Source organism: Clostridium sp. 1001271st1 H5 (assembly GCF_005845215.1).
Classification (GTDB): domain Bacteria; phylum Bacillota; class Clostridia; order Lachnospirales; family Lachnospiraceae; genus Enterocloster.
Genome location: NZ_SPHO01000005.1, coordinates 201,510 through 215,687, shown reverse-complemented (window position 1 = coordinate 215,687; position 14,178 = coordinate 201,510). Strand labels below are relative to the sequence as shown.

Below are 14,178 nucleotides of genomic sequence, written 5' to 3'. Positions count from 1 at the left end.
TTTAAAATTGCGCGGGGCAGCCCCTAAAACTCCCTGCCATGTGTTCTACATCCCGGAATTTATCATATATTTTTAATAATTCCCATCACCAGGAGCGTTTATGAATCAATCATTGACTGCATCCTCCCCTGTTTCCAAGCGCCTTTCCCCCAGGAAAATGGCCTTTATTACCGGAACCCTGCTTCTGACCTCCACCGGATTCATATGCAGGATTCTGGGATTCTTTTACCGGATCTTCATGTCCAGGACCATCGGCGCAGAGGGACTGGGTATATACAATATGGTGCATCCCATATTCAGCATTTGTTTTGCTGTCTGTGCAGGCTCCATCCAGACTGCTCTTTCACAGTACGTGGCTGCCAACCAGTCCCGGGGCAAGGCCGTGTTCAGGACGGGTCTGGTCATTGCCATGGGCATGTCCTTCCTCCTGGCCTGGGGCATCTATGGAAATGCCGGATTTCTGGCAGAGAAGCTTCTGCTGGAGCCCCGGTGCGCCCCCTACCTTCCGGTGATGGCAGTGTCCGTCCCCTTTGCAGCCCTTCACGCCTGCATCAACGGTTATTACTACGGCATGCAGAAAGCCCGGGTCCCCGCCTTCTCCCAGGTAGCGGAGCAGGTCATACGCATGGGCGCCGTATTCCTCATTGCCAGCGTCTGGCTGGAATCAGGACGCCAGATTACGGTAAGCCTTGCTGTATACGGACACCTGATTGGCGAGATGGCCTCTGCTGTATTCACTGTGTTCTGCCTTGGATTTTTTCCGCCCCATAAGGATGGGGATTCCCGCCGCGCGCCAGCCATCCCCCTCTCCTTCAGCGCCACCGCTGCCCCTCTTATGGCCCTGGCTCTTCCCCTCATGGGAAACCGCCTTATACTTAATGTGCTGGGAAGCGCGGAAGCCATATGGATTCCCAACCGGCTGATGAGCTCCGGCCTTACCAATTCCGAGGCCCTGTCCGTATACGGCGTGCTGACCAGCATGGCCCTGCCTTTCATCCTGTTTCCCTCTGCCATCACCAACTCCATGGCAGTGCTTCTTCTGCCCACGGTGGCCGAAGCCCAGGCGGACGGCAATGAGGCCCGTATTTCCTCCATGATATCCATGTCCCTGCGCTACAGCTGCTATATGGGCGTACTGTGCATCGGCATATTCACTCTCTTCGGGAACCAGCTTGGCGTCAGCGTTTTCCACGACCAGAATGCCGGTACCTATATCACCATCCTTTCCTGGCTGTGTCCTTTCATGTACCTGGCAACCACCATGGGAAGCATCCTGAACGGCCTCGGGAGAACCTCCTCCACCTTTTTCCAGAATGTGTGCGCCATGGTCATCCGGCTGGCATTTGTGCTCTTTGCCATCCCCCGATACGGAATCCTGGGATACCTGTGGGGTATGCTGGCCAGTGAGCTGGCCCTGGCCCTTATGTGCTTTCTTGCGGTAAAACGCCTGGTCCCCTTCCGCTGGGACACCGCCAACATGATTATTAAGCCTGTGCTCCTTTTGCTGGTATCCATCGGCATGTACCTGGCATTCACCCAGGCCTGCGTCTGGCTTAAGGAGCTGCCCCTCTTTATCATGACAGCGGTGCAGATTCTGTTCCTTTGCTTCAGCTACATGGGACTTCTGCTCCTGTTCCACAAAAAGCGGCCCCTGCCATAGACTGGCAGGGACCGCTTTTCCCTGGCTGTGCGCCGTATATCTGCGGAACACTTCTTACGTATTATATTTTTCCACATAATAGCTTAGGATGTCCGTCAATATATAAGATTCATATATCTCAAACACAGTCTCATTATCATTATACAGACAGAACGATGTGGCGTTTATTTTGAGAAGGGGCTGGTTCTGTTCTGTCTCCAGATACCCGTAGATTTCACTGTTTCCCAATGTGGCGTTTAAAATCTGGCGCGCCTTTGTGAAGGAGAGCTGGTAAAAGGATTTCAGCACCTCATACAGGGAGTTATGGTTGAAATCAAACAGCTCCAGCTTTGGGAACAGCTTTCTTGGAAGAATGGAGGTGTTGATGCAGTACGGACTGCCGTCAGCATAGTAAATGCTCTTGATGACATAGACCTCCTCCTTTTCCTTTAAACCCATTCTGCGCCTTACATCGGCATCCGCTTCCTTAACAGTCAGGGATAAAAGCTTCTTGGACGGTGTCTTCCCCTGATGGAGGATGGCTTCGGTAAAGCTGTAGATGCGTGACAATCCCTCCGACGCATGGTCGCGGACAAAGCTTCCTTTTCCCTTGATGCGGTAGAGAAACCCCTCATGGACCAGCTCGTCTATGGCCTTTCGGACCGTAATCCTGCTTACTCCATAGGACGCGCACAGTTCATATTCCGATGGAATGACCTGGTTGGGCCTGTATTCCATGCTCTCGATTTTATGTATGATATCCTGTCTGATTTGCTCATATTTGGCTAATTTCTCTCTCATGATAACCTCAATCCGTTCACTTACTGTTTTTATCATTATATACTGAGAGAGACATTCTTTCAACTTATGCCGCTGTTTTCCGGGATATTTTCTTCCAGTTCATGTATCCGTAGAGGGAATTCAGCAGGTTCACGGTCTTCATCACAATGATGAGCAGGGCCGTGGTATCTCCTGATGCAAACACCATAATCCACATAATAATGGAAAGGGCGTTGACAATGACCCACATAAGCCACTGTTCGGAGTAACGGAGCAGGTAGAGCATACTGGCAATGACTGAAACCACGGTTGTCAGTGAATCCATAAACGCGAAGGAACCGCCCATGTATTTTAACACTTCCGAATAACCCCATACTCCCAGGGCTGTTGCTGCCGCTACCCCTGCAATGAGCTTAGGCGTCATGGTGCGGAATCTGACCTCGCCGTCGCTGGTCGCGTTCTTTTTCCACAGATAGATGGCCGTGGCGCTGACCGGTATGCTGTAGAGTACATTGTACATTACCTCGCCGTACAGCGGTATACCCATGCACTGGTACGCATACATGGCGCTGTTAATGATGGCAAAATACAGTCCTGCCACCTTGCCCTTGGCTCCCAGCACCAGGTTCAGGCTGCCTGTAAGGCTCAGCACCAGCATGAACGGCGTATCCCCGTTGATGAACCATATGACGGCCATCAGGGAGCAAACAAAAACCAGCCAGACTTTTTCAAATATGCTCCAATCATGAAAGAACTCTTTTATTTTATTCATATGAAATTCCCCTCCGCATTCGTTTTTTATATACAGCCATCCAGAATATCTGATATGAAATCCTGCTGCTCAAACATCTCCATGGTCATCACCGGCCCCTGTATGCCTACGATACTTGCGGCTACCCGGTTGGCCAGCCTTACGCATTGCTCCGTATCCAGCCCTTTATAGTATCCCGCAATCATGGCAGCCACATGGCTGTCCCCCGCCCCTATGGTATCCTTTACCTTTGTCTTGACAGCAGGCACTGACTTCATCACCCTGCCGTCATAATACATGGTGCCGGCAGCTCCCATGGTCACCACCACAAGATTGTGGTTCAGACTGTGCAGGTACCTCAGGCAGTCCTCCACCGTTGCCTGCTTTGTATAATCAAAGGCTTCTTTCTCATTGATGTGGAGAATGGGATTCACCGACAGGATGCGCTCCATCACCGGTGACTCTATCCCGGTTATAACAGGTCCCGGAGCAAAGAAAACCCGCTTCTCCCTCAGACTGTCCCCGGCGCTCTCCATCCAGCCGGATATAACCCGGCGGCCGCCGCCGCACACCTGGTACCCGGCTACATAGATGCTGTCATAAGCATCCGGGGACAGCGGTTCAAACCAGGATGAACGGAAACAGCCTTCAGCTCCCTTTACCGTGATGAAGGTGCGCTCTCCGTCCTCCTCCACCAGGCACAGGCAGTAACCGTTGTCCCTCTCCTCTTCCCTGATAAGGATGGGGTATCCCAGGTTCTCCAAATCCCCGGCAATCATATCCCCGTACATCCCCCTTCCCACAGGCACAAACAGGTCGTGTTCCACGCCAAAGCCCCGCAGGGTGCCGGCCACATTGTAAGCGCATCCCCCCACCGTGGTCATGGTTTCGCTGCACAGAATGTCCTCTCCGCTTTTGGGCAGGCGTTTGATTTTCATTATGATATCAATGATGGCTGCGCCTATTACCAGGGTTTTCATGCAAGTCTCTCCCTTCCTATTTCCAGTATCCGGATGTAATGGTCAAAGTCAGCATCATTCTGCTGTCTCAGGGTGTCAATGTATTCCTGTTTTATCTGTCCGGCCCCTGTAAATGCGCCGCAGACAGCCGTTGCCATGGCCCCGATGGTATCGGTGTCGCCTGCCATATTGGCGCAGAGCAGGCAGGACCGGTTTGGGTCCTGGGCAAAATATGCCACGGACAGGGCAGCCGGTACAGACTCGATGATGCCCACTCCGGTGCCCACCACATCGTAAAGCCTGCGGATAAATCCTTCCTCGTCCCCCTTATGCGTCCTGGCAATCTCCAGTCCAATCCGCAGGCGCTCTCCCAGTTTCGGGCTGAACGTCTCACATCCCAGGCTGCAGCCTATCTCCTCAATCCCAAACACATCCTCCATAATTTCCTCAAAATCATCCTTCACAATGGCCGAGCTCACAGCGGCTGCAATCATGGCTGCACCGGCTATGGTCACATCGCTGGTATGGGTGGCCCTTGACACCTGGTACACGTACCTGGCTATATCCTCCTTCTGCTCCGGCCTGAAGAGGCAGCCGATGGGGGCAATCCTCATGGCGCTTCCGTTGGATAATGCCTTGTCCGTAATCCTGGAATCCTGGATGCCGTCCCGGAAATTGGCCAGGGCCACCTTGGAGGTGGGGCCCAGGATATTGTTCTCAAAGGCATTTTCCTTCTCAGCCCAGGCCAGCATTCTTAAGGCAATGTCCCTGGTGTCCGGTTCATAACCAGTGGATGCAATGGAATCCAGCAGCACAAGGGCCTGGCCCGTATCATCGGTAAACTGGCCTTTTTTATAATTAAATGCCACATCATTCTCAGCCGGTCCGTCTAAAAATCCCTCAATCCGGCCGAAAAACGCCTTCACTCTCTTCCTTCCCCACAACTCGGCAGGCATGCCCATGGCATCGCCCAGAGCCATCCCGTACAGGGCGCCGGCAATTTTGTCTTTCATACTGTTTCCTCCTGGTAAATTTATTATTACATTTTGTCATTACAACTTGTATTGTTATTTGCAATATAATCTTATCTGACATTCCTGTCAATATAAAATTGTATCTTTATGCATATAGACATAAAACATAATTATTTTTCGTTTTTTCCCCTCTTATTTTTGTGTATTTTACACAACCAAAGCAGAAATCATCCTAAACCGCCCATTTCTGTTTAAAAGGGGAAGGGATGTGGTATACCGGTCTGTCATGAATTCCATACAGCATGGATTACGTCCCGAAGGGCCGGTTTTTTCAGCTTTTTGCCATCCGCTTCCCAGGTTGACTTTCCCATGGTTTCGAGATATAGTATTTAAATGGTTATTTTTGAAATACGAAAGGATTGTGATTTATATGGAAAAAAACAGAGAAGCAAAAGAGGTGGACCTGGGCACAGGAAGCGTGGGGAAACTTCTTTTTCAGTTGGCCCTGCCGGCCATTACAGCCCAAATCATCAACGTGCTGTATAACATGGTAGACCGTATGTACATCGGCCATCTGCCCGGCGAAGGCGCCAACGCACTTACAGGCGTAGGCGTCACCTTCCCGGTCATCATGGCAATTTCAGCCTTTGCCGCCCTGGTGAGCATGGGCGGCGCTCCCAGGGCGTCCATCATGCTGGGCAAGGGCAGGAAGGAGGAGGCCGAAAACATCCTGGGCAACTGCACCACTGCCCTCATAACCGTGGCCGTTGTGCTGACCGCCTTTTTCCTCATCTTCGGCCGCCGCATTCTGCTGATGTTCGGCGCCAGCGGCAATACAATAGAATATGGCTGGGCTTACATGCAGATTTATTCCCTGGGAACCATTTTCGTACAGCTGGCCCTGGGACTCAATGCCTTCATCAACGCCCAGGGATATGCCAAGACAGGCATGTACACCGTGCTCATCGGAGCCATATGCAACATCATCCTGGACCCCATCCTCATGTTTGTGTTCCACATGGGCGTACGGGGCGCGGCCCTGGCAACCATTATCTCCCAGGGAATCTCCGCTGCCTGGGTGGTCCTGTTTCTTATATCCAATAAAAGCTACCTTAAGATACGCACCTGTTACATGCGGCCCAGAAGGGAAATCCTCATGCCGGCCATTGCACTGGGCGCCGCCCCCTTTGTTATGCAGTTCACGGAAAGCATCCTGAACATCTGTTTTAATACCTCCCTGTTAAAATACGGAGGCGATGTGGCAGTAGGCGCCATGACCATTATGGGAAGCGTAATGCAGTTCTCCCTTCTCCCCCTCCAGGGACTGACCCAGGGTGCCCAGCCCATCATCAGCTTTAACTACGGGGCCAGGAAGCTGGACCGTGTAAGCAGGACCTTCCGCCTGCTGCTGGCTTCATGTATGGCCTACTCCACTGCGCTCTGGGCCGTAGCCATGTTCGCTCCCATGGTTTATATCCGTATTTTCACCCAGGACCCTGCCCTGACAGCGTTCAGCCAGTGGTCCATCCGCATCTATATGGCGGCTTCCCTGCTCTTTGGAGCCCAGCTGGCATGCCAGCAGACCTTTATCGCCATCGGCGACAGCAAGACCTCCCTGTTCCTGGCCCTGCTGCGCAAGGTCATCCTGCTGATACCCCTTATTTATATTCTGCCTAACCTCTTTGAAAATAAGGTATTTGCCGTATTTGTGGCCGAACCCATTGCCGACACCATCGCAGTGTGCACCACCGTAACCCTGTTCATTCTTTCCTTCCGGAAAATGAAGCGGGAGCTTTCCGCCTGATTCCGGCAGCCAGCCGGAGCAGACGGTTCAGGCAGATAATTGGAGCAGAATGCCCACACAATATACAACACCCCAAGGCTGCCTTGTTTTCGGAAGCCTTGGGGTGTTGTTATGTTAAATTTATCTCTGGTCCCTGTCCAGGCTTCAGACCTGGTCGTAAATCCTCTGAAGGAACTCCACATCCCCATGATACCGCTCCTGGCTGGAATTCTCCAGCAGCATGGCGATGTGGGGCTTCATTTTCTTTACATGCCTCATAAGGGGTTCATACCGGAACAGCCCGTCTCCCACATGGCGGAACAGCTGTTCCTGCCCGTCAAAGACAAAATCCTTCACATGAAGGGCCCCTATGCGGTCGCCGTAGTATGCAAAGGCCCTGTCAATGACACGCTCCTGGGCCTCAGGCTCCGTTTCATCCGGATGAATCAGGTTTACAGCATCCAGTATCACCTCCACATTGGGGGAATTAATGTCCTCCAGGAAGCGTTTCATCCTGGCCGGGCTGTACAGAGTGTGGTTAAATACGCCCTCCACGCCCACGATGACGCCCAGCTTCTCAGCCGCAGCCACAATCTCCTTCATGCTCTTGAGAAGCAGCTGGTAGGCGTCTTCTGTATAGGTTTCCTCTGTGACCCTGAAATCCGGGTCCAGGCGTCCGGTCTCAGTCCCCACCATATCTGCCCCGATGATTCTGGCATATTTCAGGTGTTCTATGAAACGCGCCACCTCTGACCGCCGTCTGGACTCAACGGGATTGGTGGGATTGATATAACAGCCCAGCACAGCCACATGGATGCTATTCTTCTCCAGCTCCCCGGCAATGGCCCGGGCGAATCCGCTGCTGTAACGGCCTGTGGTAAAATCATAATCGCTGATGGACTTTCCAAATGCCAGCTGAATCTGATGGATATCATGTTCCCTCACCCGGGCAAACAGCTTTTCCATTTCCATCCTGGGACATAAATCATGGCATCTCATGCCTGTATTCAGTTTCATGGCCTCTCTCCTTTGCAAACGTTCTCAAGTCCTATTTTACCACGGTTATTCCAGGTTTTCCATCTTTTTCTTCCCTGCTTTTTCCTTCATATAGGCATCCATGGCATCTGCGACGGTTTTGGAATAGGCCACAGCCTCCACCACTGTCTTGGCTCCCAAAACCACGTCGCCGGAGGCAAAGATTCCCTCCACCGTTGTCTCCCCCTGTTCATCTGTCTCCAGAAGGCCGTTTCTGGTGGCTTTCAGTCCTTGTGTGGTGTTGACCAGCTTGCTCTTTGGCCCCTGGCTGATGGAAATAATGACAGAGTCAGCGTAAATCTGCTCCTGCTCCCGGGAATAACCTGTCACATTTCCCTCCTCATCGTACAGAATCTGCTGGAATACAGGTCCATTGTCATTGATTTCCACCACATTCCGGTTAAACTCGAATTTAGCCCCGTCCAGCATGGCATACTGGGTTTCGTGAAGGCTGGCGTCTGAGTGGCTTCCCCTGGCATAGAGGGTTACATGGTGGGAGCCCTTGCGGATAACGGTCCTGGCCACGTCCATGGCGGAATTCCCCACCCCGATGATGGCCACCCGGTCCCCCAGGTCATAGGCATCCGGGTTGGCCAGATAGTCAATGGCAAAATGGACATTTCCCAGGGACTCTCCCTTGATTCCCAGCTTCTTTGGACGCCACACGCCGGTGCCGATGAAAATGCTCTCATACCCGTCCCGGAACAGGTCCTTGATTTCCAGCGCGCCTCCGATGGTGGTGTTGGGACGAATCCTGATTCCCATGGACAGAAGCTTCTTCTTATAGCGCTCCAGAATGGACTTTGGCAGGCGGAATTCAGGTATTCCATACTGCAGTACGCCGCCAATCTTGTCCCTGGAGTCAAAGATGGTCACACTGTATCCTTTCTTTGTCAGCAGGATGGCGATGGTGATTCCCGCGGGTCCTGCCCCGATAACAGCCACTTTTGTTCCGTTCTTTGGCTGGCACCGGATGTCAATGCGCTCCAGGCATGTATCTGATATATAATTTTCTATACTGCTCACATGGACCGGCTGTCCCTTCCTTCCCAGGACACAGTGGCCCTCGCACTGCCGCTCATGATTGCATACAAGGGAACACACCAATGACATGGGGTTATTGGAAAACAGCATGGCGCCTGCTTCTTCCAGTCCCCCTTCTTTCAGGGCCTTAATCATTGCGGGTATGGGGGTGTGGATTGGGCATCCCTGCTGACACATGGGTTTCTTACACTGAAGACAACGGCTGGCTTCGTCGATTACATGAACTGCCATGGCATGGTTCCTCCTTTAAACTGCTTTCATCTCATTTTTGCAGCCCCAATCATAGCACAGCCCTCCGGGCGAATCAACAGCGCCAATGTACTTTTTGCAAAACAGCCTGTCGCAAAAATAACGGGGCCCACCGGCAATTCTGAGAGAGAATTCCCACCGGCCCCGGCCCCATGGCAGCAGAATGCCCCCGGGACAGGTTTTACACCTGAAGCCCGGGGGCAATTTGCTGTAAACAGCAGGGGACTCTGCGTGTCTGTCCCTGCCGGTTCTTGTTAAATGCTTCACCCGTTAAATAAATAACTTTTAATCTGCTTCCGGCTACCGCGTCACCGCTGCCCTGCTTCCCCTGACAATCCGGAACACGCCGGACAGCTCCAGCATCCTGGCCACATTGTAAAAGATAAAGGAATCAATGGGCCATTTCACCAGGTTCTGTATGATTCTGGGAGGCAGAAGTATCATGAATGCCTGCCCGTACAGAATACTGAGGCACAGGGTGTTGAGAATCACGTTGCACACCAGGCAGACCAGGAAATGGGCTGCCAGAACCCTGGTGAATTTTAACGGCTTCCTGTATAAGAAAAACCCGTAAATCAGGCCGGCCAGCATGGTCACCAGCGTCAGGCCGGGAAAAAAGGCGCCCACCGGCTTTATGAGATATTTGACAATGTCCAGCGCCCCTGCGAACAGACAGCTGACCGCAGGACCAAAAAGATAGGCCACTAACTGGTTGGGTATGCCGGAAAAACCGATTCTCTGGGTGCTGGTCAGCTCAATACGGAAATTCACCAGGATGATTGCGGCCGCCGCCAGCATGGCGCACACAGTGATGGTCCTGACACTCTTTAGCTCCCGGGAGGAGCTGCCAAACAGTTCTGCTAATTTCTTCATGATTCATTACCTCCTTTGCAGATTTCACGGACTACAAACGGAGATATACAATGGCAGGTGCAGGAACCTTTCTTCCTGGCATACAAAAAACGGCCCCGGGAACCATATCCACATTTATGCCGGGACATGGCTTCCCTGTGCGAGAACGTGCTTCGTCACAGAATTCCAAACACGCTTTTAACCGGTGTAAACCGGCTGCACATAAAACAGGCCGCTCCATCTATCTCTGTTGCAGCGGGATGCAGCATATGCACCGCAGGGAGATTCCCTTGGGGAATCCTCTTTCGTCCAGCTGACAACTCCCTGTCCAGCCGGCACTTAACGCACATATACCTACTCTGCTTCTGTTTTTATTGTATCTTCTACTATACACCATATATAAAGATATGCAAGCACTTTTTTATTTTCCCGCTCCCGCTACCCCTTACGGAGCTTCCCAGTAATAAGTCCCATTCTCCAGGGTGCGGATGGCGAAATCCTCATCATACAGGTATTCCAGACAGGAAAAGGTCTTGCTGATAACCATTTTAAGCTTGATAAACTCCGACTGGTCCCTGGGCACATGGTCTATGCCGTAAGCCAGGCAGGCCACCTCCTTGGTGGTCATCCTGTGATGGCCGTGGTCCAGGATATGCTTGATTAAGTCCGTCTTATCCAGATAAGCAAATACAATCCGGTCCACCACCCGCTTCACGTCCCGGATGGGTTCCTTGTGCGCCGGGAGAATCAGGCAGTCACCGTACCGGTGCTTCAGCCTTTCCAGGGAATCAAAATACCCCTTAAGCAGATGCTCATCCGGATAGGTGGTGCCCACAATAGGCACAATGCCGTCAATGACCTGGTCCGCGCTAAAGAGAATCTTATGCTTCCGGTCGTAAAGTCCCATCTGCCCGTAGGTATGTCCCTTAAGCCCCACTGTCTCCAGGTCATAATCCCCATAGCTCAGAATCTGCCCCTCATTGACCGGTGTGTAGGGATATCCCGGTATCTCAAATTCCCATCCCCTGTTCTCCCGAATCCTGCGGTTCACTTCCATAAACATGTTCCAAATCTCCGGCGTCCCATCCTCTGTCACCCCAACGCTCTGCAGCACCTGGGGCTGGTCCTCCGTGGAGCCGTGGCTGTGATTGTAGTAAAGGCAGTCATAGCAGTGCCTGTCTTCCTGGGGATTCATGAACAGCCTTGCGCCTCTGGCCGCATACTCGCTGGCCAGGCCGCAGTGGTCATGGTGCTTGTGGGTCAGGAATATATCCAGCCTGTCATAGGTGATTCCCAGCTTTTCCAGCTCCGCTTCCATGACGCGCAGACACGTCCTGCTGCGGAAACCAGCGTCCACCATCAGGCTTCTTCCCCCATCCTTTCCGGGAATGAGGAATATCTTAATCTCATCAATACTTTTCTGATTGCTGTGAAGCTCCACTTCAAAAATTCCCGGAGCGCGTTCCAACATAACTTCCACCTGTCTTTCATTCTGTCATTCTATGGTCATTTTATTCTGCGGGTTTGCCACCTTGGCATGGTTCTTCCCCTATACAATCCCTGTTTTGCCGCCGCCTTTTAGCTGTACTCACCACGGACCAGGCAATCAGGGTTCCCATCATGCTTCCTGCCAGCACATCCGTGGGAAAATGGACAAAGAGATACAGTCTGGAAAATGCGATGAGCACAGCCAGCATAAGGGCGGGAATTCCCCATTTCCTGTTAAAAAGGAAAATACAGACCGCTCCCTCAAAGCTCACCAGGGAATGTCCGGAGGGAAAGGAATAATCCCCGGGCACACGGACCAGCAGCTCCACGGCAGGCTCCAGCCAGCAGGGCCGCTGCCTGGCTATCATATTCTTAAGCAGTACATTGCCCAAAAGGAATCCGGCTGCTATGGATACCAGCATGCATCCTCCCAAAAGCCTGGTTCTTGGAAATGAAAAAAGCAGGACACCCATAAGGAGCCAGAACCATCCGTGGTCGCCCAGAGAGGTAATGAACACCATAAGCCCGTCTACCAAAGGCGTGTGAAGTTCCTGCAGTGTATATAAAATCCGGAATTCGATACCGTCCACCTCATTTCCAGGTTAATATCCCCTGTTCATACCATTATATCCCACACCATATCATTTTGCAATCTGTTAATATTTTAACAAAAATTGCGATTTTAGTCAAAATCCTTGCATTTTTATGAATATGTGATAAAATCCCTAACAAAATAAAGGCTCCGGAGCGTATCAATGCTAATACACCCCCCAGCCCGGAAAAAGGGAGAATATGAGTATGGCAAAATCAAGTGTGAAAGAATTCCTGAAGCGGAAAAATGTAAACATCACGGTACAGACCTATCTGATTGACGCCCTGGGAGCCATGGCCTTCGGCCTGTTTGCATCCCTTCTCATCGGCACCATTTTCGGTACCCTGGGGCAGCAGTTCCAGATAGAAATTTTCAATGTCATTGCGGACTATGCAAAAAGCGCTACCGGCGCAGCCCTTGGCATCGCCATTGCCCACGCCTTAAAAGCGCCCCAGCTGGTGCTGTTCTCCGCCGCCACGGTAGGCATTGCGGGCAATGCCCTGGGAGGTCCTGTTGGCGCTCTGGTGGCCACCATTGTGGCGGCTGAACTAGGCAAAATTGTATCCAAGGAAACCCGCCTGGACATCATTGTAACCCCCGGACTCACCATTATATCCGGTGTGCTGGTGGCCCAGTTTGTAGGACCCGGCGTGGCCGGATTCATGAGCTGGTTTGGGAATCTGGTAAAGACGGCCACGGAAATGCAGCCCTTTATCATGGGAATCCTGGTGTCGGCCCTTATCGGCATTGCCCTGACCCTTCCCATCAGCAGTGCAGCCATCTGTATCGCCTTATCCCTGGACGGACTGGCCGGGGGAGCAGCCACAGCCGGCTGCTGCGCCCAGATGATTGGCTTTGCCGTCATGAGCTACCGGGAGAATAAAGTGGGCGGACTGATGGCCCAGGGCCTGGGAACCAGTATGCTGCAGATGGGCAACATCGTGCTGAATCCCCGTATCTGGATACCTCCCACACTGGCATCCATGATTACTGGCCCCATAGCCACCATGGTCTTTTGCCTGGAAAACATCCCTGCCGGGTCAGGCATGGGCACCTGCGGTCTGGTAGGCCCCATCGGCGTATACACGGCCATGGGCGGCGGGACCAGGATGTGGGTGGGCATCCTTTTGGTGTGCTTCCTGCTGCCCGCTGTGCTGACCTTTGTGTTTGGAGAGGTGCTGCGGAAGATGGGGTGGATTAAGGAGGGGGATTTGAAGCTGAATTTGTAAAATGGAAGGGTTTATTCTTGTGGTTCGTATTCAGCTTATATGTTCAGGGCAGGTGTAACGCGGCAGGTTCTGGCTGTGTTTCCCGTATTCAATGGCTTTGGCCGGACAGCGGCTGATGCAGGCCATGCAGTGGGTGCAGCTTTGCCCCCATACAGGAGTTCCGTTCTTCAGGCGTATGTTGTTCAAAGGACAGACGGCAGCGCATTTTCCGCAGGAGATGCAGGCATCTGTGGAGCGGAACTTTTTGGCGTGGACAAAGACAGGGTAAAACAGTGCGTTTACAATGCCGCTGTTGATTCTGTCCTTCAGCGTTACGGGAAGCCGGGGGATAGGCCTGCCGTGTTTGATGAGCCGGGCGGTTTTGTCGGTTGCGCTTTGGGATTGGCGGATTATCCGTGCTGCTTCTTCCTGTGTGGGCGTGGTAAACATTGCAATGTAGTTTTCAGGCATGATTATCTGGGCGCAGCCTGAATAGTCCAGGTGTTTGGCGGCAGCTAATTTTTCCAGGTATTTACCGGCGTTTCCAATGTTTCCTCCGCAGGTCATTACAAAATATATGTTTCTGTTTCCGGTTAATTCCGTGTTTTCCAGCCACTCCTGCACAATGCGCGGGATTCTCCATGCATAGGTGGGGGAAACCACCACCCATGGGGTATCCGAGTACATGCCTGTAAAATCACGGCTGCGTATTTTTTCTTCCAGATTCAGGATTTTGTCCTTTGTCTCAAGGCTGATTCTCCTTGCTGTATACTCACTGTTTCCTGTTCCAGAAAAATATAGAATCATAAGGGTTGTCTCCTTCT

Annotated in this window: 13 protein-coding genes and 1 riboswitch; of the genes, 3 read left to right on the top strand and 10 right to left on the bottom strand. The window is 52.2% G+C overall.

The genetic code is table 11. The features are described 5' to 3' along the window. The first annotated feature begins 100 nt into the window (after positions 1-100). On the top strand, positions 101-1,660 hold the full coding sequence (locus FGS84_RS09655) for a polysaccharide biosynthesis protein (protein WP_138307899.1): 1,560 nt from the start codon (positions 101-103) through the stop codon (positions 1,658-1,660). Positions 1,661-1,714: 54 nt separating this feature from the next. Here FGS84_RS09655 and FGS84_RS09650 read toward each other — a convergent pair whose 3' ends face one another. The 4 genes from FGS84_RS09650 to FGS84_RS09635 are packed head-to-tail and all read right to left on the bottom strand — an operon-like array spanning position 1,715 to position 5,142. After that, positions 1,715-2,476: a GntR family transcriptional regulator gene (locus FGS84_RS09650; protein ID WP_240305406.1), complete on the bottom strand. Its 762-nt coding sequence runs from the start codon at positions 2,474-2,476 to the stop codon at positions 1,715-1,717. Between the two features lie 28 nt (positions 2,477-2,504). Next, a complete protein-coding gene (gene pnuC / locus FGS84_RS09645) occupies positions 2,505-3,191 on the bottom strand; it encodes a nicotinamide riboside transporter PnuC (RefSeq protein WP_138307894.1) in 687 nt (228 codons plus the stop codon). Between the two features lie 26 nt (positions 3,192-3,217). Then, complete coding sequence (locus FGS84_RS09640; RefSeq protein ID WP_138307892.1) at positions 3,218-4,150, bottom strand: PfkB family carbohydrate kinase; 933 nt, start codon at positions 4,148-4,150, stop codon at positions 3,218-3,220. Continuing rightward, positions 4,147-5,142, bottom strand: a complete 996-nt coding sequence (locus tag FGS84_RS09635) for an ADP-ribosylglycohydrolase family protein (protein WP_138307891.1) — start codon at positions 5,140-5,142, stop codon at positions 4,147-4,149. Before FGS84_RS09635 ends, FGS84_RS09640 begins: the two co-directional genes overlap by 4 nt. Before the next feature lie 391 nt (positions 5,143-5,533). Between FGS84_RS09635 and FGS84_RS09630 the strand changes: the two genes are divergently transcribed. After that, positions 5,534-6,907, top strand: a complete 1,374-nt coding sequence (locus FGS84_RS09630) for an MATE family efflux transporter (protein ID WP_138307889.1) — start codon at positions 5,534-5,536, stop codon at positions 6,905-6,907. Positions 6,908-7,051: 144 nt separating this feature from the next. On the opposite strand, the gene FGS84_RS09625 is transcribed toward FGS84_RS09630, so the two are convergent. The 5 genes from FGS84_RS09625 to FGS84_RS09605 all read right to left on the bottom strand — a co-directional run bounded on the left by FGS84_RS09625 (position 7,052) and on the right by FGS84_RS09605 (position 12,144). Further along, complete coding sequence (locus FGS84_RS09625; RefSeq protein ID WP_138307886.1) at positions 7,052-7,903, bottom strand: sugar phosphate isomerase/epimerase family protein; 852 nt, start codon at positions 7,901-7,903, stop codon at positions 7,052-7,054. Between the two features lie 45 nt (positions 7,904-7,948). Further along, positions 7,949-9,196: an NAD(P)-dependent oxidoreductase gene (locus FGS84_RS09620; RefSeq protein WP_138307884.1), complete on the bottom strand. Its 1,248-nt coding sequence runs from the start codon at positions 9,194-9,196 to the stop codon at positions 7,949-7,951. A 318-nt stretch (positions 9,197-9,514) separates the two neighbouring features. Beyond that, positions 9,515-10,087: a folate family ECF transporter S component gene (locus FGS84_RS09615; protein WP_138307882.1), complete on the bottom strand. Its 573-nt coding sequence runs from the start codon at positions 10,085-10,087 to the stop codon at positions 9,515-9,517. Between the two features lie 230 nt (positions 10,088-10,317). Further along, a riboswitch (THF riboswitch) is annotated at positions 10,318-10,430 on the bottom strand. 81 nt (positions 10,431-10,511) lie between these two features. Beyond that, positions 10,512-11,537 (bottom strand): MBL fold metallo-hydrolase, encoded by a 1,026-nt coding sequence (locus FGS84_RS09610; RefSeq protein ID WP_138307880.1) that lies wholly within the window; start codon positions 11,535-11,537, stop codon positions 10,512-10,514. A gap of 40 nt (positions 11,538-11,577) precedes the next feature. Beyond that, positions 11,578-12,144: a phosphatase PAP2 family protein gene (locus FGS84_RS09605; protein WP_138307879.1), complete on the bottom strand. Its 567-nt coding sequence runs from the start codon at positions 12,142-12,144 to the stop codon at positions 11,578-11,580. Positions 12,145-12,352: 208 nt separating this feature from the next. Between FGS84_RS09605 and FGS84_RS09600 the strand changes: the two genes are divergently transcribed. Continuing rightward, positions 12,353-13,375: a PTS sugar transporter subunit IIC gene (locus FGS84_RS09600; RefSeq protein WP_138307877.1), complete on the top strand. Its 1,023-nt coding sequence runs from the start codon at positions 12,353-12,355 to the stop codon at positions 13,373-13,375. 30 nt (positions 13,376-13,405) lie between these two features. Here FGS84_RS09600 and FGS84_RS09595 read toward each other — a convergent pair whose 3' ends face one another. Beyond that, a complete protein-coding gene (locus FGS84_RS09595; protein ID WP_138307874.1) occupies positions 13,406-14,161 on the bottom strand; it encodes an EFR1 family ferrodoxin in 756 nt (251 codons plus the stop codon). Positions 14,162-14,178: the final 17 nt, after the last annotated feature.